The organism is Rhizobium sp. UGM030330-04 (genome assembly GCF_003208455.1).
Classification (GTDB): Bacteria; Pseudomonadota; Alphaproteobacteria; order Rhizobiales; family Rhizobiaceae; genus Agrobacterium; species Agrobacterium rhizogenes_A.
Genome location: NZ_QKML01000008.1, coordinates 59300 through 81106, shown reverse-complemented (window position 1 = coordinate 81106; position 21807 = coordinate 59300). Strand labels below are relative to the sequence as shown.

Sequence of the window (21807 nt, the reverse complement as noted above, 5' to 3'; positions counted from 1 at the left end):
GAAATGACGATGGAAGTCTCTCTCAGCCGGCGCGATTTCCTGCGCGGCGGGCAAAAACGGGAAACGCGTATCTGTCCCCCCGGGGTCGTGTTGAGCGACCTCGCCGCCTGCAGCGGTTGCGCAAAATGCGTGGAGGCCTGTCCGACCGGCATCATCGCCATGGCGGATGGTTTGCCTTCGGTGGATTTCTCCGCCGGTGAATGCACCTTTTGCGGCAAATGTGCGCAAGTCTGTCCAGAGCCGGTTTTTGCGACCCCTGCGGCGCAGCGCTTCGATCATGTCATGGCGATCGGTAAAGGGTGTCTCGCTTTCGGCAATATCGATTGTCAGGCGTGCCGCGATGCCTGCCCGACCGAGGCCATCCGGTTTCGGCCCCGCCGCGGCGGCCCCTTCGTGCCTCAGCTTGTCGAAGATGCCTGCACCGGCTGCGGGGCCTGTATATCCGTCTGCCCGGCCGGCGTGATCGAGATCAAGGCAATAGCCATGGAGATGCAATATGCCTGAAAATACAGGCCGGTATCATGTCTCAAGCGCCGTGGTGGCGGTGATGCCGCAGATGCGGGACGCCGTTTTCGCGGCACTTTCAACGCTCGACAATGTCGAGGTTCATGGCGAGGGCAATGGCAAGATCGTCATCGTCATAGACGGCACGAGCACCGGCATGCTGGGCGATACGCTCACTTATATTTCGACACTCGACGGTGTGATTGCCGCCAACATGGTTTTCGAACACGTCGACACAGAGGAGACGAGCGGCGATGAGCAGCGAACTGACGCGGCGTGATCTATTGAAAGCCCATGCCGCCGGCATTGCGGCGGCAACGGCGGGCATTGCGCTGCCGGCCGCCGCCCAGCCGGTACCGGGCGGTGTTTCCGCCCTGCAGATCAAATGGTCCAAGGCGCCCTGTCGTTTCTGCGGCACGGGCTGCGGCGTCATGGTCGGCGTCAAGGAAGGCAAGGTGGTTGCCACCCATGGTGACATGCAGGCGGAGGTCAACCGTGGCCTCAACTGCATCAAGGGCTATTTCCTGTCCAAGATCATGTATGGCAAGGACCGCCTGCAAACCCCGCTGCTGCGCAAGAAAAACGGCGTCTACGCCAAGGATGGCGAATTCGAGCCGGTAAGCTGGGACGAGGCCTTCGACGTGATGGCCGCGCAGTGCAAGCGGGTGCTGAAAGAAAAGGGGCCGACCGCCGTCGGCATGTTCGGCTCCGGGCAATGGACGATCTTCGAGGGCTACGCCGCGACCAAGCTGATGCGCGCCGGCTTCCGCTCCAACAATCTCGATCCCAATGCCCGCCACTGCATGGCGTCCGCCGCTTACGCCTTCATGCGCACCTTCGGCATGGATGAGCCGATGGGGTGCTATGACGATTTCGAACATGCCGATGCCTTCGTGCTCTGGGGCTCGAACATGGCGGAAATGCACCCCATCCTTTGGACCCGCATCGCCGACCGGCGTCTGGGTTTCGACCATGTGAAGGTGGCGGTGCTTTCGACCTTCACGCATCGCAGCATGGATCTCGCCGATATCCCGATGGTTTTCAAACCGGGCACGGATCTCGCGATCCTCAACTATATCGCCAACCACATCATCAAGACCGGGCGCGTCAACGAAGACTTCGTGAAGAACCATACGAAATTCGTGCGCGGCGTCACCGATATCGGTTATGGCCTGCGTCCCGACAATCCGGCGGAGGTGAATGCCGCCAATTCCGCCGATCCGACCAAGACCGAAGCGATCGATTTCGAGACCTTCAAGGCTTTCGTATCGGACTATACGCTGGAAAAGACCGCCGCCATGACCGGCGTGGAGGCCGGCTTCCTTGAGGAACTGGCCGAGCTTTATGCCGACCCGAACCGCAAGGTCATGTCGCTATGGACCATGGGGTTCAACCAGCATGTTCGCGGCGTCTGGGCCAACCAGATGGTCTACAATATCCACCTTCTGACCGGAAAGATTTCCGAGCCGGGCAACAGCCCGTTCTCGCTCACCGGCCAGCCTTCGGCCTGCGGCACGGCCCGCGAGGTGGGCACCTTCGCCCATCGCCTGCCGGCGGATATGACGGTGACAAACCCGGAACACCGCAAACATGCCGAGGAAATCTGGCGCATTCCGCACGGCATCATCCCGGAAAAGCCGGGTTACCACGCCGTGCAGCAGGACCGCATGCTGCATGACGGCAAGCTGAATTTCTATTGGGTGCAGGTCAACAACAACGTTCAGGCCGGTCCCAACACCAAGAACGAGACCTATCAGGGCTATCGCAACCCGGAAAACTTCATCGTTGTTTCGGATGCCTATCCGACCATCACGGCCATGAGCGCCGACCTCATCCTGCCCGCCGCCATGTGGGTGGAGAAGGAGGGGGCCTATGGCAATGCCGAGCGGCGTACCCATGTCTGGCACCAGCTGGTCGAGGCTTCGGGCGAGGCGCGCTCCGATCTCTGGCAACTGGTGGAGTTCTCCAAGCGTTTCACCACCGACGAGGTGTGGCCGGCGGAGATACTCGACGCCAACCCCGCCTATCGCGGCAAGACGCTTTACGAGGTGCTCTACAAGGACAGCGATGTCGGCAAGTTCCCGCTGAGCGAAATCAACGCGGACTACCAGAACCAGGAATCCAGGGATTTCGGTTTCTATCTGCAGAAGGGTCTGTTCGAGGAATATGCCGCCTTCGGGCGCGGCCACGGCCACGATCTGGCGCCTTACGACGCCTATCACGAGGTGCGTGGCATGCGCTGGCCGGTGGTGGACGGCAAGGAAACGCTGTGGCGTTACCGCGAGGGTTACGATCCCTACGTCAAGCCGGGTGAAGGCGTGAAGTTCTACGGCAACAAGGACGGCAAGGCGGTCATCATCGCCGTGCCTTACGAGCCGCCGGCGGAATCCCCGGATGCGGAATTCGATACATGGCTGGTGACGGGCCGCGTGCTGGAGCACTGGCATTCCGGCTCCATGACCATGCGTGTGCCGGAACTCTACAAGGCCTTTCCCGGCGCCCGCTGTTTCATGAATGCCGACGATGCGCGCAAGCGCGGGCTCAACCAGGGCGCGGAAATCCGCATCGTCTCGCGTCGTGGCGAAATCCGCTCCCGCGTGGAAACGCGCGGCCGTAACCGCATGCCGCCCGGCGTCATCTTCGTTCCCTGGTTCGACGCCAGCCAGCTCATCAACAAGGTCACGCTCGACGCAACCGATCCCATCTCCAAGCAGACGGATTTCAAGAAATGCGCAGTCAAGATAGAGCCAGTCGCATGATCAGGAAACACGGATGGATCGCCGCCACTCTTCTGGTCGTGGCTCTGGCGACGGGGGCCGTTGCACAGATGGTGCCGGAATTGTCAGGCCCGCGTGGCGACGCCATGCAGACCGAGCCGGCGAAACCCCTGCCGAAATGGGTGGTCGACGATTTCAGGCGCATGCGCGCCTATCCGGAGCAGCCGCCGGTCATTCCGCATTCAATCGACGGCTACCAGCTGTCGGTCAATACCAACCGCTGTCTGTCCTGTCACAAGCGCGAATTCACGCAGGATTCCGGCGCACCGATGATCAGCGTCACCCACTATATGACGCGGGAAGGCCAGATGCTGGCGGATGTTTCGCCGCGCCGTTATTTCTGCACCGCCTGCCATGTGCCGCAGGCCGATACGCGGCCGCTCGTGCCCAACACGTTTGAGGACATGAGCACGATGGGTGTGAAACCGGCGGGTAGCGAATGATGATCGCCCGTGTGAAAAAACTTCTCGCCTGGCTCTGGGCGGTCCTGACGACACCGGCGGGCACGCTCAGCCTCGCTTTCCTGACGCTTGGCGGTTTTGTCGGCGGGGTCATGTTCTGGGGTGCCTTCAACACCGCGCTTGAAATGACCAACAAGGAAGCCTTCTGCATTTCCTGCCACGAGATGCGGGCCAATGTTTATGAGGAACTGACCCGGACGGTGCATTTCTCCAACCGTTCCGGCGTGCGCGCCTCCTGTCCGGACTGCCATGTGCCGCATGAATGGACGGACAAGATCGCCCGCAAGATGCAGGCCTCCAAGGAGGTCTGGGGCAAGATTTTCGGCACCATCGACACCCGCAAGAAGTTCCTCGACAAGCGGCTGGAACTTGCCCAGCACGAATGGTCGCGCCTGAAGGCCAATGACAGCCTGGAATGCCGCAACTGCCATTCCTCCGCCGCCATGGACTTTACCAAACAGACGCAGCGCGCCGCCGATATCCATTCGAAATACCTGCTGACGGGCAAGGCCACCTGTATCGATTGCCACAAGGGCATCGCCCATGAACTGCCCAATATGGAAGGCATAGACCCCGGCTGGAAAATGCCGCCGGCGCTGGACGACCGGCCGGGGCAGACGGCGTCCGCTGTCGACGATCTGCGTCGCGCGATGACGGATGTGCACCGGAACGTGTTCTGAGCATCAGCCGCGGGTTGACCGTGGGAGGCAGGGCTCAGGCCCGCCCGGCCTCCTCGATGAACCTGCGCAACAGCGGCAGATGCCGCCTTTCGGCGAGACAGACGGCATATTCGTCGATCAGTTCGCGGGCGTCGTCCAGAGGAATGAAGGAAAGGCGCGCATCATGGCCGAATTCCAGATCGGCCACCACACCGCATCCCACGCCGTTGGCGATGGCTTCCCGAACGCCTTCTCTGGACGAGATTTCGATCACTGGCTGGATGGTTATGCCGTGATCGGCAAGGTTCTTCTCGAAAATTTCACGCGTGCGCGAGCCGCGCTCCCGCATAACGAAGGACAGCCCCTCCAGTTCGGCCATCAAAACGTTCTGACGCGCAGCCAGTGGATGCGAGACGGGCACGCATAGCCCAAGTCGCATGCTGAGGAACTTGACGCCGTAAAGGCGGGGGTCATCGGGCGCGCGGGCGGTGATGGCGACATCGGCCCGGTAGTCGATGATCTGCTCCACCACCCGCGCCGAATTGTCGACCGAAAGGGAAAAGGTCAGCTGCGGCCGTTCTGCCTTCAACCGCGAAAGAATGGGAAGCGGCAGGATGGGGCCATCGGCTGCGACGCGCAGATGCCCGCCCGCGGCGCTCTTGCCGCCGCGCAGGAAGGCCTTGGCCTCGTTTTCCGCCTGGAACAGGCGGGCGGTGATCTCGAACAGGCGTTCTCCCTGCGGGCTGAGGCTCACCCCTCGGGGTTTTCTTTCCAGAAGGTTCACGCCGCTGATCGCTTCCAGTTCCCGCACATGGGCCGAAAGCGTGGACTGGCTTATCGCCATGTCCCGTGCGGCCTGGGAAAAACCGCCCGATTGCGCGACGATATGAAAGGCCTTCAGCTGCTTGGTCGACATGGGGTCCTGTTCTGCCGCCGGCCGACACGACTGGCGCCGGTGCAGGAGGATTATCGGCGAAAACGCTGACAACTCCATGACGCCCGCCGGATGACTTCATTAACCTCGCGGCGAAACCGATGGCAGGCATGGGAAATCGCTATGGCGCATTTACGATTTGTTAGGAATTCGTCATCGGCGCGTTAGTCCCGGCCTCTAATCGTCCCGGCATGGCCAAAGGGCCAACCCGTTTCACGCAAAAAGGCCAAAGAGATGACGACCTCCCAGAATTCGATCGCCAATCCCATTGAATCCTCTTCCGACTGGCTGCTGACCATTCCGGCTCTTGCACAACAGCAGGGCATTCTTGTTTCGCCCGGTGGTGCCGGCATGGCGACCTCCTACAGCCTTGTTTATGATGTTTATTTTCCCGCAAGTGGCTCAAGCGGCTGGATGCCGTTCCTGCAGACAGACTTCAACAACGGCAATGACGGCGATATTTTCGGCAAGGTGGGTGTCGGAAGCTACGGTGTCGGCATCAGCGGCGGTTATCACGGTTCGGCAAAGCTGGATGCCTGGAACCGTATCGGCCTGACCATTGAAACGGACGCGGCAGGCGCCGTTTCCATGAAGAAATATGTCAACGGCGAATTCGTCGCCGACCAGAAGATCAACGGCGGCGCCAGCCGTTTTGCGATCGATCTGTCCAAGGGTTTCCTGATCTTCTCTGACGAAGACGGCGAAACGTCGCCGGGTTATCTCAGCAATTTCCTCTTCCTCAAGGCGGTGCTTACGAAGGATGAAATGTCCTATCTCGGAGCGGCGAAAGCTGCCGGCATCCTGCCGGATGCCATGAAGTCAACGGCTGAACAAACCGTCGTTCTGGAAAGCCGTTTTTCCGGTGGGTCGGCCGCGCCGGTTATGGGGACAGGCACGATCACCGGCAAAGGTGTCCCGCTTGAATTCACGACGCCTGCCCAGGCGAATATCCCGGGCATTGGCGAACAGCCCGCCGTTGATCCGGCAAGCGTCATCAGAACCGCGCTCATCAAGGACATGATGGTGACGCCCGATGCCGCGAACGTGACGATCGACCTTTCGCAGCACTTCTCCGGCGAAGACCTCGAATTTACCGTCCAGAACAGCAGAAACGAGACCGTGAAGGCCGTGCTGACGGACGGTAACAAGCTGACGCTCGATTTTGCCGCCCTTGGCCATTCCGATATCCGCGTCACGGCCACCGACAGCGCCGGAAAGAGCGCGACGGACGATTTCCGCGTGCGTGTGGCCGGTCCGAACGCCTACACCATCGCCGTGGTGCCGGACACACAGGACTATGTGTTCCCCGGCATGGGGCAGGCCACGCTGAATGGCATGTTCGACTGGCTTGCCGAGAATTCGAAATCCATGAACATCCGTTTCGTCACCCATGTCGGAGACGTCACGCAGGACAATACGCCGGACGAATGGGCGATCGCCAAGGAAGCCATCACCAGGCTGAATGGCAAGGTGCCTTACGCCATGGTGCCGGGCAACCATGATCAGGGCGGTGGCTCCAGAGACTATTCGTCCTTGCAGTCCACCTATTTCTCTCCGGAATACATGCGTGAACACTCCACGCTGGGCGGTGTCTACGATCAGGAAACGGGCGATTCCAAAAATGCCTGGTATCGTTTCACCGGTGCGGACGGCACGGAATGGATTGCTCTTTCGCTGGAATTCGGTGCCCGCGATGATGTGTTGCGCTGGGCGGGCGAGGTGCTGGCGGCAAATCAGGACCACCGCGCGATCATCACCACGCACAGCTACACCAACATGGGAACGCGTGCCGACAATTATTCCGGTCCGGTCTTCGCTGAAGGCACGGGCAAGGATTACGGGATCGGCAACAGCGCGCAAAACGCCAATGATGGCGAAGACATGTGGCAGAAGCTCGTCTCCAAGCATCCGAATGTCAGCTTCGTCTTTTCCGGCCATGTTTTCGGCGACGGTGCGGAAACCATCGTCAGCTATAACGACGCCGGCTTGCCGGTCTTCCAGATGCTCGTCAATTACCAGAACGGTGTGTCGACGGAAGTGACCGGCAACGGCGACGCGGGACGGGGCGGCAATGGTGGCAACGGCGCCATCCGTCTCCTCATCATCGACCCCGACAACAAGACGGTGCAGACGGAGACCTATCTTTCGGCCCGCGACGAATATCTGGTGGGCGCGCGCGGTGATGCGGAACCCTCGCGCGACGGCAAGGGCAGCACCACGGGCGCCAACGCCTCCCAGATTCAGCCGGTTGTTTTCGGACGGGAAACGATCGATGGCGGCGATACCGGCATCATCACCGCACCGCAGTTCAATCCTTCCAACGGATTGAAGGTCACCCCCGGTTTTTCGCCTGCCGGTGGCGGCGATACATTCGAAAACTATACGCTGGTCTACGATGTGAAGCTGCCCGGCACGCCCGGCCGCCTTGCTTCCATATTCCAGAGCGACCTCAACAACATCACCGATGGCGACCTCTGGCTGAACTATCGTGACGGTTACGCGCTGATCGGTACCGATGGCCGCGATGACGGCCGGCTGCCGCTCGATCAGTGGACGCGTATCGTCATAACGCTGGAGCGCAGCGGCGCCGGTTATACGATGAAGAAATATGCCGATGGCGCTCTCCAGGGAACGCAGACCGTGCAGGGGGTCTACAACATCGGCAAGGCCGGTTTCCTGATCTTTGCCGATGACAGCACGGAAACGCCGGAATTCTCGCTCTCATCCTTCGCATTCCTCGAAAAGACGCTGAGCGAAGCGGAAGTCGCGGGGCTTGGTTCCGTTACCTCGACCGGACCTTACCAGACTGCGCTGCCGGGCGTGAACATGGTGCAGTTCGATTTCACTGACGGCACGTTCAGGCCCTCCCTCGGCAACGGTTCCCTGTCGCAGACCATCGGTAGCGGTGACAACCGCCTGCAATTGACCGGCGCGTTCCGTGAGCATCAGGAAACGATCAGCAATGTCGATCTCGGCACGCCTGTTGTTCAGTTCGTGGCGAAAGCCGGAAATGACCGTACGGTGAAAGCGGATGCAAGCGGCAAGGCGAAAGTGGATCTCGACGCCGGCCAGAGCGTGGACAAGCTCGGTCAGGTCGTGGTGACGCAATGGCTGAACGAGGATGGCGAGGTGATTGCCAAGGGCCGCGAGACCTCGGTGGATCTCGACGCCGGCGTTCATCGCCTCACACTTCGTCTTGTCGATGCGCGCGGAGTGGAGAGCGTCGATCAGGTGAAGATCGCAATTACCGACCGGAATACGCTGCTTCACGAGACCTTCGATGACGGCAATGCGGATGGCTGGTCAGCGCCCGGCGCCCGCTGGCAGGTCGCCGGTTCCGTCGCCTCACGCAATGACAACAGCCGGACGGCGGCGGCCCCCGAGGGTGCTCTGCGCGCTTATGATGGGGCGTCGGGCATCATGCGCTGGACGGGTGATGGCAGTGCTGCCTGGTCGAACTATACCGTTTCGGCCACGCTGCTAGCCGAGGACCAGCATGGTCTCGGGCTCGTCGCCTATTATCGGGATGAAAAGAACCACTACCGTCTGTCCTTCGATATTGCCGCGAATGAGCGCCAGCTGGTGAAAGTGCGCGACGGCGTTGAAACGGTGCTGGCCCGTGAAGTTGCGACCACGCCGTTCGATCGGGATTTCACGGTCGAATTCGCCGTTACCGGCAACCGGCTTTTCGCCACGCTCGATGGCAGGGCGCTGTTTGGCGGTGCGGTGACGGATGCGGCGAGCCCGCTTGCGGGCGGCACCGTCGGGGTCTGGTCCGAAGGACAGCGTCAGGTGTTTTTCGATGATATCATGGTGCGCAAAGGCGCGTTCCATGCGGATGCGGGTCGTTCCCTGCGGGTGATCGATGTCGATGGCGACGGTCGCGTCGAGGTCGAGCTTTCCGCCCTTGAGAGTTTTGGCAGCTCTTCTTCGTCCGGCTTTGTCTGGAGCGAGGAAGGCACCCGGCTCGCCAGCGGCGCTCAGGCCAGGGTTCAGCTCGAGGCCGGGACACATCTCGTTCGCCTCGATATGGCCGATGGCGCCCAGCGGTCGAGCGATACGGTGACGATCGAGGTCGTTGCGGCAAATGATGTGCTGATGCAGGAGGATTTCTCCGACGGCATCGCGCAGAACTTCCGCTTCGTCGATGAGGGCGAGCTTGGCGCGGCTGCGGCCTGGGCCGTCGCGAATGGCGGACTTGCACAGACAGCCAACCGCTACAGCCGCGAACTCGGCGGTACGGGTCTGACTGCGCCGACCTCGCAATGGAGCCTCAACTGGAGCCCGCTCGGCGACGGCATCTATGCGCTTCGCAAGGGAACCTACGCGCTTTACGAGGCTCCCGGCTCGGACGAATGGATGGATAACAGCGTCGAAACGCGTTTCACCTCGGCCTCGCGCGGCGCGGTGGGGTTGCTGCTGCACTATCAAGACGAAAACAACTACATCAAGTTTGAACTCGACAACACGACCGGCTTCCCGCAGCTCTTCAGCCTCACGGACGGTATCGAGCAGACACTCTGGCAGGGGCCGATCCGCTACGATGCCGCCGGTTCCAACCTGCTGCGCGCCGACATTGAAGGCGGCAGGCTTCAGGTCTGGCTGAACGGCACGGCCCTGTTCTCGAAGCCCATCGCAGTTCATGGCGCGGAAAAGGGCACCTTTGGCCTTTATAACTGGCGTGCCGGTGAAGGGGTCAGCTACGACGATGTGCGTGTGGTGCGACTGGATGCTGCGAAGCAGGGCCAGACGCTCGAAGGCGGTGCCGGCAACGATGTCCTGCAGGCGGCAACTGCCGATGTGACAATCCTCGGCCATGACGGCAACGATACGCTCCTCGGCTCTACGGGCGATGATCGTCTCGACGGCGGCAATGGCGATGACGGGCTGATCGGTGGAGCGGGCCGCGATGCGCTCTCCGGCGGTGCCGGCAATGACAAGCTCTGGGGCGATGCCGGCGACGACCTGATTTCAGGTGGCGTGGGCGACGATTTCATCGAAGGCGGCCGTGGCGACGACCTGCTGATCGGCGGGGAAGGGTCGGACCTCTATCGTTACGGGCGCGGCGACGGTTCCGATGTCATCATCGAGCCTGCTGCTCCATCGAGCGCGACGGACATCCTGTACCTCCACGATATCGCCAGAAACGAGGCCGTTCTGCGCAAATATGGTCAATCCGTCGAGATTGAACTGTCGGGCGGCGAAAAACTGTCGCTGCGCAACCAGCTGGCGGATGGCGGTATTGAAATGCTGCGTTTCGCCGATGGCACCAATCTCAGCCGCGGGGCCATCGCCAAGGGGCTCGTGAACCGCGGCCCGGTCGCTGTGGCCGACACACTTGCGGCGATCAATGAGGATGCGGCATCCTTCCTCATTCCCTTCAGCGCCCTGCTTGCAAATGACATGGACGCCGATCTGGACGTATTGACGGTGACCAGCGTTTTCCGTGCCGTTGGCGGAACGGCGGTCCTGGAAGAAACGGGCATCCGCTTTACCGCGGCTGCCAATTTCAACGGCAAGGCATCCTTCAGCTACAAGATCGCCGACGGTCGCGGCGGTTCCAGCGAAGCGGCCGCCGCCTTCACCGTCAAGCCGGTCAATGATGCGCCGGTCGCCGCCTCCATCGCCGTAAAGACCGATGAGGATGTCGCCCTTAAAGGCAGGGTCGCGGCCTCCGACATCGATGGTGACGCGCTTTCCTATGCCATCAAGGCGGATGCCGGTGCCTCGAAGGGCAACGCCAAAGTCGATGCCGCAACGGGTGAGTGGGTCTATACGCCGAACGCAGATGTCAACGGAACCGACAGCTTCACGGTTGTCGTTTCGGATGGCAGGGGCGGCAGCGTCGAGAGCCTGGTGACTGTGACGATCGCTCCCGTCAACGATGCGCCTGTTGCCGTTGCGGACCGGATTGCGCTGGCGGAAAGGGATAGAACGTCCTTCGATCTCGTTGCCAATGACACGGATGTGGAAGGCGACCGTCTTGCACTCGTCAGCGTCGCCGTGACGGCTGTTGCTGGCCTTGCCATAACCAGTCAGCAGGCGGCTGCCGCCTTCTCAGTGGTGGATGGCAAGCTGGTTGTCGATCCTTCCTCCGCCTTTGCGGCGCTGGAGGACGGGCAGCAGGCGACGGTGACGCTCGACTACACGGTTCGTGATGCGAATGGCGGCGAAGCCAAGGGCACCACCACCGTCACCGTGGACGGTTATACCGAATACAACATCGTTGAAGGCGGTAGTGGCGACGACATGCTGATCGGGACCAGCCGCAAGGACATGTTCGAAGCCGGCGAGGGTGATGACACCGTCGTTGCCGGCGAAGGCGACGACATGGTGGATGCCGGAGCCGGCAGCGACCGCGTTCTGGCCGGAGACGGCAAAGATGTGGTCGACGGCGGTGCCGGCAATGACGTGCTGACGGGCGGATCGGGCAACGATGTCCTGAGCGGCGGAGCCGGAAACGACACGCTGAATGGCGGCGCAGGTGATGACACGCTGAGCGGTGGCACAGGCAATGACACCCTGACCGGCGGCAGCGGTGCTGACACCTTCGTCTTTGCCGCGGGCGATGGTCGCGACGTCGTGACCGATTTCGAGGCCGGTGCCGAGGGCAAGGATGTCGTTCAGCTTTCGAAGGATGTCTTCGCCGACTATCAGGCGCTTATTTCCTCCGGCGCCTTCACCAATGGCGAGAATGGCGCCGAGATTGCCTTCAACGACGGTTCTTCCATCACCTTCGTTGATGTCAAGACGGAACAGTTCGTCATCGACGACTTCCGCTTCGCCTGAACCGTGAAAGGCGCATCCGGCCGGATGCGCCTTTTTCCCGCGCGGGCGGCTGTCAACGGCACGTTACCGTCTGCCGCTATCGCCGCCGCGACCTCAACGGATAGTAAAAATGCGTTTTCACACTGCCAATAATAATGCTCGTCAGATCAAGGGTGTGTTTGCCGGCTGCGCCGGCGCTTTCATCGGCATCGGCCTGATGAGTGCTCTGGTCAATATTCTTTATCTCACTGGCTCGCTGTTCATGATGGAGGTCTATGACCGGGTGCTGCCGAGCCGCAGCCTGCCGACACTTGTGGCCCTGTTTGCCATCGTCGTGGTGCTTTATGCATTTCAGGGCCTGTTCGATGCCCTGCGCGGCCGTCTGCTGGTGCGGCTTTCCGATCGCCTCGATCAGGCGCTTTCTTCCAGGATCTACGATGCGGTGATCGGCCTTCAGCTGCGCCTGCCCGTCAGCGGCCGTCAGGCACAGCCGCTTCGCGATCTCGATACGATCCGCTCCTTCCTGTCGGGAAGCGGGCCGATCGCGCTGTTCGATCTGCCCTGGCTGCCCTTTTACATCGCTATTTGTTTCGCGTTCCATTTCTGGCTTGGCGTCACCGCGCTGGCCGGCGCCTTCATTCTCACCGTCATCACGCTGATGACGGAACTTGTGTCGCGGCATCCGGTGGAGGCGGCGGCGGGTCATTCCGCCAAACGTAATCGATTGGCTGAAACCAGCCGCCGCAATGCCGATATTATCTCCGTCATGGGAATGGCGTCGCCGCTGCGCGCCCGCTGGCAGGCGGATAACCGCGCCTATGTGCGCGAGCAGAGATCGGCAAGCGACATCGCTTCCGGTTTCGGCGTGGCCAGCAAGGTGCTGCGTATGCTGCTGCAATCCGGCATTCTGGCGGTCGGAGCCTGGCTTGTCATCAATGAGCAGGCAACGCCGGGCATCATCATTGCCGGTTCCATCCTGTCGGCAAGGGCGCTCGCCCCGGTCGACCTCGCCATTGCCAACTGGAAGGGCTTCATCGCCGCGCGGCAAAGCCGCCGTCGCCTTGAAAAAACACTGGCGCTGTTGCCGGACGGAGCCGCGCGTATGGATTTGCCCGCGCCGCACGCCCTTCTGTCGGTTGAGCGGGTGGGCGCCATACCGCCCGAAGCGGCTGAGCCGGTCCTGCAGGAAATCGCCTTCACGCTCGCGGCCGGCAGTGCCCTCGGTGTGATCGGGGCGAGCGGCTCCGGCAAGAGTTCGCTGGCACGGCTTCTCGTCGGCCTCTGGCGGCCGCTCAAGGGTTCCATTCGACTGGACGGTGCGACGCTCGACCAATGGCCGGCCGAGGCGCTTGCCCGCCATATCGGCTATATGCCGCAATCGGTCGAACTGCTGGATGGCACGATTGCCGAGAATATCGCCTCCTTCGATCCGCAAGCGCGTTCTGAAGGGATCATCGCGGCGGCGCGTGCGGCCCGCATTCACGATCTGGTCGTCAGCCTGCCGGACGGTTACTCCACCGAGGTCGGCGAAACCGGGCGGCAATTGTCGGCGGGACAGAAGCAGCGGATCGCCCTTGCCAGAGCGCTCTATGGCGACCCGTTTCTGGTCGTGCTCGACGAGCCGAATTCCAATCTCGATTCAGAAGGCGAGGATGCGCTGACGGCCGCCATTCTCGGCATTCGCGAACGCGGCGGCGTGGCTGTCATCATCGCCCATCGTCCAAGCGCTCTTCTGGCGGTGGACAAGGTGCTGATGCTTGCCGATGGCCGCCAGCAGGCTTTTGGCCCCAAGGAGGAGGTGCTGGCCAAGGTGCTGCGCCCGGTTGGCGGCGCGGCAGGCGCCCTCAAGATCGTGCAGGCTGCGGAAACAGGAAAGGCATGACGATGGATGAATGGCAGATACTCAAACGCTCGATCCGCAATCACCTTGTTGTCGGAGGTCTCGGGTTCCTGACACTCGTGGGCCTGTTCGGCGGTTGGGCGGTTGGCACCGAGATTGTCGGCGCAGTGATCGCTCAGGGATCGCTGGTGGTGGAAACCAGCCTCAAGAAAGTCCAGCATCCGGCAGGTGGCGTCGTCAGTGAGTTGATGGTGCGTGATGGCGACCGGGTGAAGGCTGGCGACGTGGTCATGCGTATCGATGCGACAATGACGAGAGCCAATCTGGCCATCGTCGTCAAAAGCCTCGATCAATTCACAGCTCGCAAGGCACGGCTTGAAAGCGAGCGGGACCGGGCCGCCAGCGTGGCTTTTCCGCAGGCGCTGCTTGGCCGGGCTGATGACGCCGAGATCGCCGCGATGATGAACGCGGAACAGCATCTTTATGAGACCCGCAAGGCCGTCCGCGAAAGCAAAAAAAGCCAGCTTGAACAACGCGTGCGGCAGCTTCGCGATGAGATAACCGGCATGGAGGCCGAGCGGGCGGCGAATTTTCGCGAGCAGGAAATGGTCGGCAAGGAGTTGAGCCGTTTTCGTTCCCTGCATGAAAGGGGCCTGATGGAGAGAAGCCGGCTCAGCACACTGGAGCGTCAGGCGACGGATATCGAAGGGGACATCGGCCGGCTGATGGCGGGCATTGCCGGTGTCGAGGCAAAGATCAGCGAAACGGCACTGCAAATCCTTCAGATCGATGAGCAATGGTCGGAAGAGGTCGGTTCCGATCTGCGTGAGATGGACGCCCGGATTGGTGAATATGTCGAGCGTCGCGTGGCGGCCGAAGACCAGCTGAAGCGTGTCGATATTCTCGCACCGCAGGATGGCGTGGTGCATCAGCTGTCGGTTCACACTGTCGGCGGTGTCGTGGCGCCCGGCGAACCGATCATGATGATTGTGCCGGAGGTCGACAAACTCGTGGTCGAGGCCAAGGTTGCGCCACAGGATATCGATCAGATTTATTACGGCCAGCCGACGAACCTGCGCTTCTCCGCCTTCAACCAGAAGACCACGCCGGAAATTATCGGAACGGTGGAACGTATTTCGGCGGACGTGACGGTGGATCAGCGAACCGGTGCCAGCCATTATCTGGTGCGCGTCGCCACATCCCCGGAGCAGATAAAGCGGCTGGGTGAGTTCAGCCTGATGCCGGGCATGCCGGTGGAAGCCTTTATCACCACCGGAGAGAGAAGCGTTTTGTCCTATTTTCTCAAACCCTTGCTTGATCAGGCCAACCGCACCTTCCGCGAGGTATGAGAGGCCGCGGCGCCGAACCAGAAATGGAGACCGCCTGTAAAGGCCGCGTGTCCTTTGCATATGCGGTGCCGAATCGCCGACGAAGCCCCGGTAAAGCCGGGGCTTCAGGCTGATCCGTAATATCCGCATGCACCTCCGTCACCGCAAACCGGGGACGGCGGCAGCGTGGTCAAGTCTTCGGTTGCAGGAGAAAATCGTCTCGTGGCGCAGGCGCGTCACAGCTGGGGCCGGTTGGAGGCCGGGACGACGACCGGACTGTTCGGACTTTGTCATCAATTTCACGCCGTGTGCCCATCAGGCACACGGCGTCTTTAATTGCGGAACCGGATCGCGATCTTATCGCAGTCCGGTTCCGTTCATGCTGAAAGGTCAACCGATCTGGGCGTTGTCGTCACGCTTGATGGCGATGAGGGCCGAGCGTGGCAGCTTGCCTTCGCCATCCGGGAAGGGGGCGTCGGGGTGCTGGATGCCAACGAAGTGGGTGCGCTTGTCGCCGGACCAGGTCTGGCCGGTGACTTCGGAACCCTTCGGTGCGGTCAGGAAGCGTTCGATACGGCCGGTGGCCGGGTCGCCCGCCAGCATCTGATTGTTGCCCTGACCGGCGAAGTTGCCTTCGTTGCTGTCCTCACCGTCGGTCTGAATCCAGAGCAGGCCGGTGGAATCGAACATCATGCCGTCAGGCGAGTTGAACATGTTGCCTTCGTTGATGTTCGAGGAGCCGGCGAACGCGTCCTTGTGAACGGCGGGGTTGCCGGCCATGCAGAACAGGTCCCACTTGAACTTGCCGTCGGCATGGTCGTCATTTTCCGGATACCAGCGCACGATCTGGCCGTATTCGTTCTTCTCGCGCGGGTTGGCGGCATTGATGGCCATGGCGTCGCCGCCGGCGTTGGAACGCAGCTTGCCGTCCTTCATTTCGCCACGGCGGCTGTTGTTGGTCAGCGCGCAATAGGCTTCGATGGCGACCGGGTTGATGGCGACCCATTCCGGGCGGTCCATCGTCGTCGCGCCCACCTTGGAGGCGGCCTGACGGGTGAAGACGCAGATTTCGTCGATCTTCATGCCAGTGCTTTCAGGCGTCAGAGCCACCCACTCGCCGGCGCCGTCATCGGCGAACTTGGCGACATAAAGCGTGCCTTCGTCGAGCAGCCTGGAGGTGTCGCCGCCCGGCACGTAAATGCCGTTGGAGACGAATTTATAGAGGAATTCTCCACGCTCGTCGTCACCCATGTAAACGACGACACGGCCGTCGCGGGCAATCACCACGGCGGCGTTTTCGTGCTTGATGCGACCGAGCGCGGTGCGCTTGATCGGAGTGGAGGAGGCGTCCGAAGGATCGATCTCGACCACGTAGCCGGCGCGGCGCGGCTCGTTCGGGTTCTTGGCAACGTCGAAACGCTCGTCGAATTTTTCATAGGCGTAGCGGGTTTCGGCCACGATGCCATAACGCTTGTAGTCATCAGGCAGCTTGAAGGCGGCATCAGTGGTGCCGAAATAGCCGTTGAAGTTCTCTTCACAGGTGAGGTAGGTGCCCCAGGGCGTGCGGCCGGCGCCGCAATTGTTGAATGTGCCGAGACAGTCGATACCGTCAGGATCGGCGGCGGTCTTGACGAGTTCGGAGCCGGCGGCCGGGCCGGAGAGCTTCATCGGCGTATTGTGGTGGATACGGCGGTTGAACGGGCTGTCGAGAACGATTTCCCAGCCTTCGTTGCCTTCCGCGACTTCCATGACGGTGACGCCCTGCATGTTCTGCAGGATCTTCACGTCGTCGGCCGTCTTCGGGTTGCCCTTGTCAGTGTGCGGCAGGTTGATTTCAGGGTTCACATATTCATGGTTGACGGCGATCAACTGATGGGCGCCGACCATGAAGAGTTCCATGCCGTCGGTGTTTTCGCCGAAGACCTTGTCGGAATTCTCAACGCTGACGCCCTTGGCGGGGTCGAGATCGGGAACGTTGGAAAACAGCGGCTGGCCCCATTTGGCGACCGGCTTCCAGCTGTAGCCTTCCGGCACGTGGATGGTGTGGTCGGTTGCGGCGGCCACCGGCTTGAAGGGGAAACGGCCGGCGCCGGCTTCCTGCGCTTGCGCCGAAGTGCTGCTCATCAGGTTGCCGAGCGTGCCCATGGCGGCCGCAGCCGAACCGAAGGCAAGCACGCCGCCGAGAAAGCCACGGCGGGAAATCGCGCGTTCGACCACGCGGTCGAAATCGGTTTCGGCCGGCGGCGGGTTTTGCAGTTCATCCCATTCGTCCCAGGACAGCTTGCTCGTATCGATGTCGGTCATGTCGTATCTCCACCGTTGCATGTTTGGAATCATTCCAACAGGCTGCGTAGCGTCCCAGTGTTTCACACGGATGACGGGAAGGAGTGCTTTAAACATGAGATTCTAGCGGCAGATTTTACCGTTTTTCCCTCAATGCGGGAGAAGGATACGGGTGAGCAGGAAACCTTCGAAGTGGCCGAAGCGGAAGGCAATCTCCCTGCCGGCACACCATTCGCCGCCTATGTCGGCCGTCAGCCGCAGCGATGCCGAGCCGCCGGCATTAAAGCCGGACAATTCGGCTGCCTCGAAAAAGAAAAGCCGTTTGACCGTTGGATAAAGTGCCTTGAACAGGCTTTCCTTGGCCGAAAAAATCAGCCCGGTCATGAAGGGATCGATATCGTTGCCGAGGTTGTGGCGCTCATTCGCCGTCAGTGCCTGCAAAGCGATATCGCGGGCTTCCTCTTCGCTCAAAAGCTTCTCGATATCGATGCCGATGCCACAGAACCTGCTGCCGGGGCCGGCCAGCGCAATTGCCCGGTCACCGCTGTGGGAAATCGCGCCGACCACGCCTTCAGGCCAGGTCGGCGCGCGATCGTCTCCCATTCCGGGAAATATCGCCTGCCCGGTAAGACGGCGTATGGCTTCCGCAGCACATCTGCGTCCCGCCAGAAACTCCGCCTTACGTCTCGGCACCGCCCGCTGGAGCTGCGCCGGCAGGGCAGGGGCCATGCCGGTGCCGGTTTCGTCGTTCGGGCTATACCGAAGGGTGAGGCAATGGCAATCGTCGCTGTCGTCCGGCCAGGGCCAAACGGCCTCCGGTGAAACACCGGAAGCGATTTCGCGATGAAATGCCAGCTCGGTCGCCATATGCTTTTCCCATTTCGCCGACCGGGTCAGGCCGCGAGCGTCGCGCCGCCGTCCACCACGATCTGCTGCATCGTCACATGGCCGGCCTGATCGGAAGCGAGGAACAGCACCGTATCGGCTATATCGTCCGGTCTCGCAATCTTGCCAAGCGGAATGCCGAGCTTGAACTGCTCCGGCAGGCCGGCGACGAGCCGTTCCTTGCCGGTGGGATCGTTCAGCATGCCGGCCAGCATGGGCGTATCGGTGGAGCCGGGTGAGACCACGTTGCAGCGCACGCCATAGGGCGCAAGCTCAAGGGCGGCGCAATGGCTGAGGCTGACCAGCGCCGCCTTGGAAGCGCAATAGGCCATCATGCCGATGCGCGGCACCACGGCGGCATTGGAGCCGACATTGACGATCGCGCCGCGCCGCTGCCGTTTAAAGATACCACTCCATTGCCGCAGCAGATGGAACGGGCCTGCGGCATTGACATCCATGCAGGCTTTCCAGTCTTCCGGCGTCAGGCTTTCGCTGTCACCAAGCCGCAAAATGCCTGCGGCGTTGACGAGGATGTCAAGACCGCCCCAGTCGCTTTCGATCGCGTTGCACACCCGCTCCACCGCGTCCGCGTCGGTGATATCGAGGGCAATCTGGCGGAAGGGAGCCTCCGCTGTGCCGGCCAGAAGGTCGAGGCCGATGACCTCGGCCCCTTCCTCGATGAAACGTTCCGCGATGCGGCGGCCAATGCCCTGGGCCGCGCCCGTCACCAGCACACGCCGCCCGGTAAATCTCTGTTGCGTCATCTTGTCCGTCCGTTCAGGCCGCGAGCCGCTTTTCGTCGATCAGTGTCCACCAGGCGGAAAGTGTGGGCACACGCGCAAGCTCGTCGAAGCCGACGGTGACGCCGCGTTCCTTCAGTTCGCCGGCGAGTTTCATGACCTGCAGGGAATCCAGCCCGTAGAAGATCAGGTTCTCGTCGGGGTCGATATCGCTTTCGTCTTCCACAAGCTGCAGGACACGGGCTTTCAGCCATTCGCGGGTGTCGGCAGTCTCTCCCGCGCCGACAAGGCTTGCGGTGTCGATAACCACGCCGCAGCGCGTCGCCACATATTGCAGCGCCATGCGATGTTCGGCTTCCGAAAAATCGGCAACCCCGTCGCCGATCATGAAGGGCTGGATATCCTTCATGAAAGCTTCCACCGCCGTCATCATGCAGCCGATATGGGCGTAAACGCCGCCGACGATGATCTGGTCGCGGCCCCAGCCCTTCATGCGTTCGGCAAGATCGGACCGCTGGAAGGCGCTGTAGCGCCATTTGGTCAGCACCACGTCATCAGGTGTCGGGGCGAGCTTATCCACCACCTTCTGCAGTTCCGGGTCGACGACGGTGAGGCCCGGTCCCCACATGTCGTTCAGGAGCGCCCGGTCGCCCGGCGGCTGGTCATGCGGCTGGGCGGTATAGATAACGGGGACGCCGTTCTGAACGGCCCATGCCTTCACCTTCGCGAGATTGTCGATGAGGGTCGTCATCAGCTTGCCGTCGGCTTCGTAGAACCGCAGGAAATAACGCTGCATGTCGTGGATGAGGAGCACGGCGCGTTTCGCGTCGGGCTGCCACTTTGTCTTGTTGGCCGGAAAGCTGGTAGCGACCGGCATCGGATAGTCGGAAATGCTGGGGATCGTCATGATGACCTCGGTGGTTTGCTGCGCCAGAGGGCGCTTGATCTCGGATTTCGGGACGCCCTTTCGAGCGTCCCCTTTCGCTCTGTGCTGTGCGTCAGGCGCTGATGGCGACGGGTGTTACCAGCAGGTCGCGCAGGCGCTTTTTGTCGATCTTGCCGACGGCGGTGAGCGGCATGGCATCGATGAAGCGCACACGATCCGGCAGCTTGTAATCCGCGACGCCGAGACCGGCGAGATGCTGGCGGATGGCGGGCGCCTTGAGTGCGGGATTGCGGGAAACGACGAAGACGCAGCTCTTTTCCCCGAGCAGCTCGTCCTGCATCGCCACCAGCGCGGCATGCGTGATATCGGGGTGCCGCAGGATCAGGTTCTCCACCTCCTCCGACGCCACTTTTTCACCGCCGCGATTGATCTGGTCCTTCACCCGGCCAACGACCCGGAGATAACCTTCGGGCGTGCGCTGCACGACGTCGCCGGAATAATAAAAGCCCTGTTTGTCGAAGACCCGGGCGCTGTGTTCGGGCGCGCGGTAATAGCCCCGGAACGTATAGGGGCCACGGGTCGCAAGCATGCCGGCTTCGCCCTCGGGCACATCGTTGCCATCCTCGTCGACAATGCGGATTTCGTCATCCGGGCTGATCGGCCGCCCTTGCGTGGTGAAGACGAGATGGTCGGGGTCACCGGCGCGGGTATAGTTCACCAGCCCTTCCGCCATGCCGAACACCTGCTGCAGGTCGCAGCCCAGCACTTCCGGCACCTGGCGGGCCAGGGCTTCGGCGAAGCTGGCGCCACCGACCTGCAGGAGCTTGAGCGACTTCAGCCGGTCGCGGTGGGCGGGCGCGGCCTGCAGCCACAGCGCCACGGCCGGTGGTACCAGCGGCACGATGTCGACGCCGTGTTTCTCGATGAGGTCGAAGCAGGCGAGCGGCTCCGGATTGGCGGCCATGACCACGGCACCGCCGGCGTGGAACACGCCCAGCGCCCCGGGTGAACTCATCGGGTAATTATGCGCCACCGGAATGGCGCAGAGGAAACGTGTGCGTGGCGAGAGTTCGCAAATCTCCGCGCTGGCCCGGGCGCTATAGTCATAGTCGTTATGCGTCCGGGGGATCAGTTTCGGTGTGCCGGTGCTGCCGCCGGAAAGCTGGAACAGCGCCACCTCGTCTGCTGCCGAAGGGGCGTAAGCCGGCGGATTTTCGGCAGGTGTTGTCAGCCGCCGTTCGAGGCTGCGCCGCTGATCCTTGTCTCCCAGCAGCAGGGTAACGGCGAGCCGGGGAGAGGCGGTCTTCAACTCCTCCAGAAACGCGTCGTCGGCGAAAAGTTCGTGGCTGCGAGAGGCAATCACCAGTTTCGGCGCGATCTGCTCCGCATAGGAGGTCATTTCCAGCCGGCGATGGCTGAAAAGCGCGTTGATGGGTGCCGCGCCGATTTTGATCAGCGCGAAAAAGACGAGGTAGAACTCGGCGATGTTGGGCAATTGCACCAGCGCCGTGTCGCCCGTGCCGACGCCTGCGGCGGAGAGGTGGCCGGCGAGATTGGAGGATTGCCGGTCAAGATCGGCATAGGTGAAGCGGCGGTCGCCGCAGATCAGCGCCGTCGCATCCGGCTGGCGCTGTACCTGTTGGGCAAGCATGTGGCTCAACGGCCTGTCGATCCAATAGCCGCGTTCGCGGTATCGGCGCGCCAGATCGTCGGGCCAGCGTTCAAATTCGATTGTCATGGTG

General features: G+C 61.8%; 14 protein-coding genes. 8 read left to right on the top strand and 6 right to left on the bottom strand.

Annotated elements, in window-relative coordinates; translation table 11 throughout:
* Positions 1-3 precede the first annotated feature (3 nt).
* The 5 genes from N434_RS13740 to N434_RS13720 are packed head-to-tail and all read left to right on the top strand — an operon-like array spanning position 4 to position 4422.
* Positions 4-504, top strand: coding sequence for a ferredoxin-type protein NapF (locus N434_RS13740; protein ID WP_110758460.1), 501 nt, complete (start codon positions 4-6; stop codon positions 502-504).
* Positions 497-784, top strand: coding sequence for a chaperone NapD (locus tag N434_RS13735; RefSeq protein WP_065117759.1), 288 nt, complete (start codon positions 497-499; stop codon positions 782-784). The genes N434_RS13740 and N434_RS13735 overlap by 8 nt, the downstream gene beginning before the upstream one ends.
* Positions 759-3263, top strand: coding sequence for a periplasmic nitrate reductase subunit alpha (napA, locus tag N434_RS13730; RefSeq protein WP_110758458.1), 2505 nt, complete (start codon positions 759-761; stop codon positions 3261-3263). Before N434_RS13735 ends, napA begins: the two co-directional genes overlap by 26 nt.
* Positions 3233-3724, top strand: coding sequence for a nitrate reductase cytochrome c-type subunit (locus tag N434_RS13725; protein WP_110758456.1), 492 nt, complete (start codon positions 3233-3235; stop codon positions 3722-3724). The genes napA and N434_RS13725 overlap by 31 nt, the downstream gene beginning before the upstream one ends.
* A gap of 2 nt (positions 3725-3726) precedes the next feature.
* Complete coding sequence (locus tag N434_RS13720; protein ID WP_272869321.1) at positions 3727-4422, top strand: cytochrome c3 family protein; 696 nt, start codon at positions 3727-3729, stop codon at positions 4420-4422.
* Between the two features lie 34 nt (positions 4423-4456).
* On the opposite strand, the gene N434_RS13715 is transcribed toward N434_RS13720, so the two are convergent.
* The gene (locus N434_RS13715) at positions 4457-5317 is read right to left on the bottom strand and encodes a LysR substrate-binding domain-containing protein (protein ID WP_065117756.1); all 861 of its coding nucleotides are present in this window, start codon (positions 5315-5317) and stop codon (positions 4457-4459) included.
* A 252-nt stretch (positions 5318-5569) separates the two neighbouring features.
* On the opposite strand from N434_RS13715, the gene N434_RS13710 reads away from it, so the two are divergent.
* The 3 genes from N434_RS13710 (at position 5570) to N434_RS13700 (ending at position 15292) form a co-directional block, all read left to right on the top strand.
* Positions 5570-12124, top strand: a complete 6555-nt coding sequence (locus N434_RS13710; protein ID WP_110758454.1) for an Ig-like domain-containing protein — start codon at positions 5570-5572, stop codon at positions 12122-12124.
* A 109-nt stretch (positions 12125-12233) separates the two neighbouring features.
* Complete coding sequence (locus N434_RS13705) at positions 12234-13985, top strand: type I secretion system permease/ATPase (RefSeq protein WP_110758449.1); 1752 nt, start codon at positions 12234-12236, stop codon at positions 13983-13985.
* Between the two features lie 2 nt (positions 13986-13987).
* On the top strand, positions 13988-15292 hold the full coding sequence (locus N434_RS13700; protein WP_110758447.1) for an HlyD family type I secretion periplasmic adaptor subunit: 1305 nt from the start codon (positions 13988-13990) through the stop codon (positions 15290-15292).
* 369 nt (positions 15293-15661) lie between these two features.
* Here the strand turns inward: N434_RS13700 and N434_RS13695 are convergent, their stop codons facing one another.
* From N434_RS13695 to N434_RS13675, 5 genes are all read right to left on the bottom strand, one after another.
* Positions 15662-17575 carry a PhoX family protein gene (locus tag N434_RS13695; protein WP_110758445.1) on the bottom strand — a complete coding sequence of 638 codons (1914 nt, stop codon included), beginning with the start codon at positions 17573-17575 and terminating at the stop codon, positions 15662-15664.
* A gap of 129 nt (positions 17576-17704) precedes the next feature.
* A complete protein-coding gene (locus tag N434_RS13690) occupies positions 17705-18421 on the bottom strand; it encodes a 4'-phosphopantetheinyl transferase family protein (protein WP_110758444.1) in 717 nt (238 codons plus the stop codon).
* Between the two features lie 26 nt (positions 18422-18447).
* Positions 18448-19203, bottom strand: coding sequence for a 2,3-dihydro-2,3-dihydroxybenzoate dehydrogenase (dhbA, locus tag N434_RS13685; protein WP_110758442.1), 756 nt, complete (start codon positions 19201-19203; stop codon positions 18448-18450).
* A 13-nt stretch (positions 19204-19216) separates the two neighbouring features.
* Positions 19217-20086: an isochorismatase gene (locus N434_RS13680; protein ID WP_065117749.1), complete on the bottom strand. Its 870-nt coding sequence runs from the start codon at positions 20084-20086 to the stop codon at positions 19217-19219.
* Between the two features lie 91 nt (positions 20087-20177).
* On the bottom strand, positions 20178-21803 hold the full coding sequence (locus tag N434_RS13675) for a (2,3-dihydroxybenzoyl)adenylate synthase (protein ID WP_110758440.1): 1626 nt from the start codon (positions 21801-21803) through the stop codon (positions 20178-20180).
* Between the last annotated feature and the right edge of the window lie 4 nt (positions 21804-21807).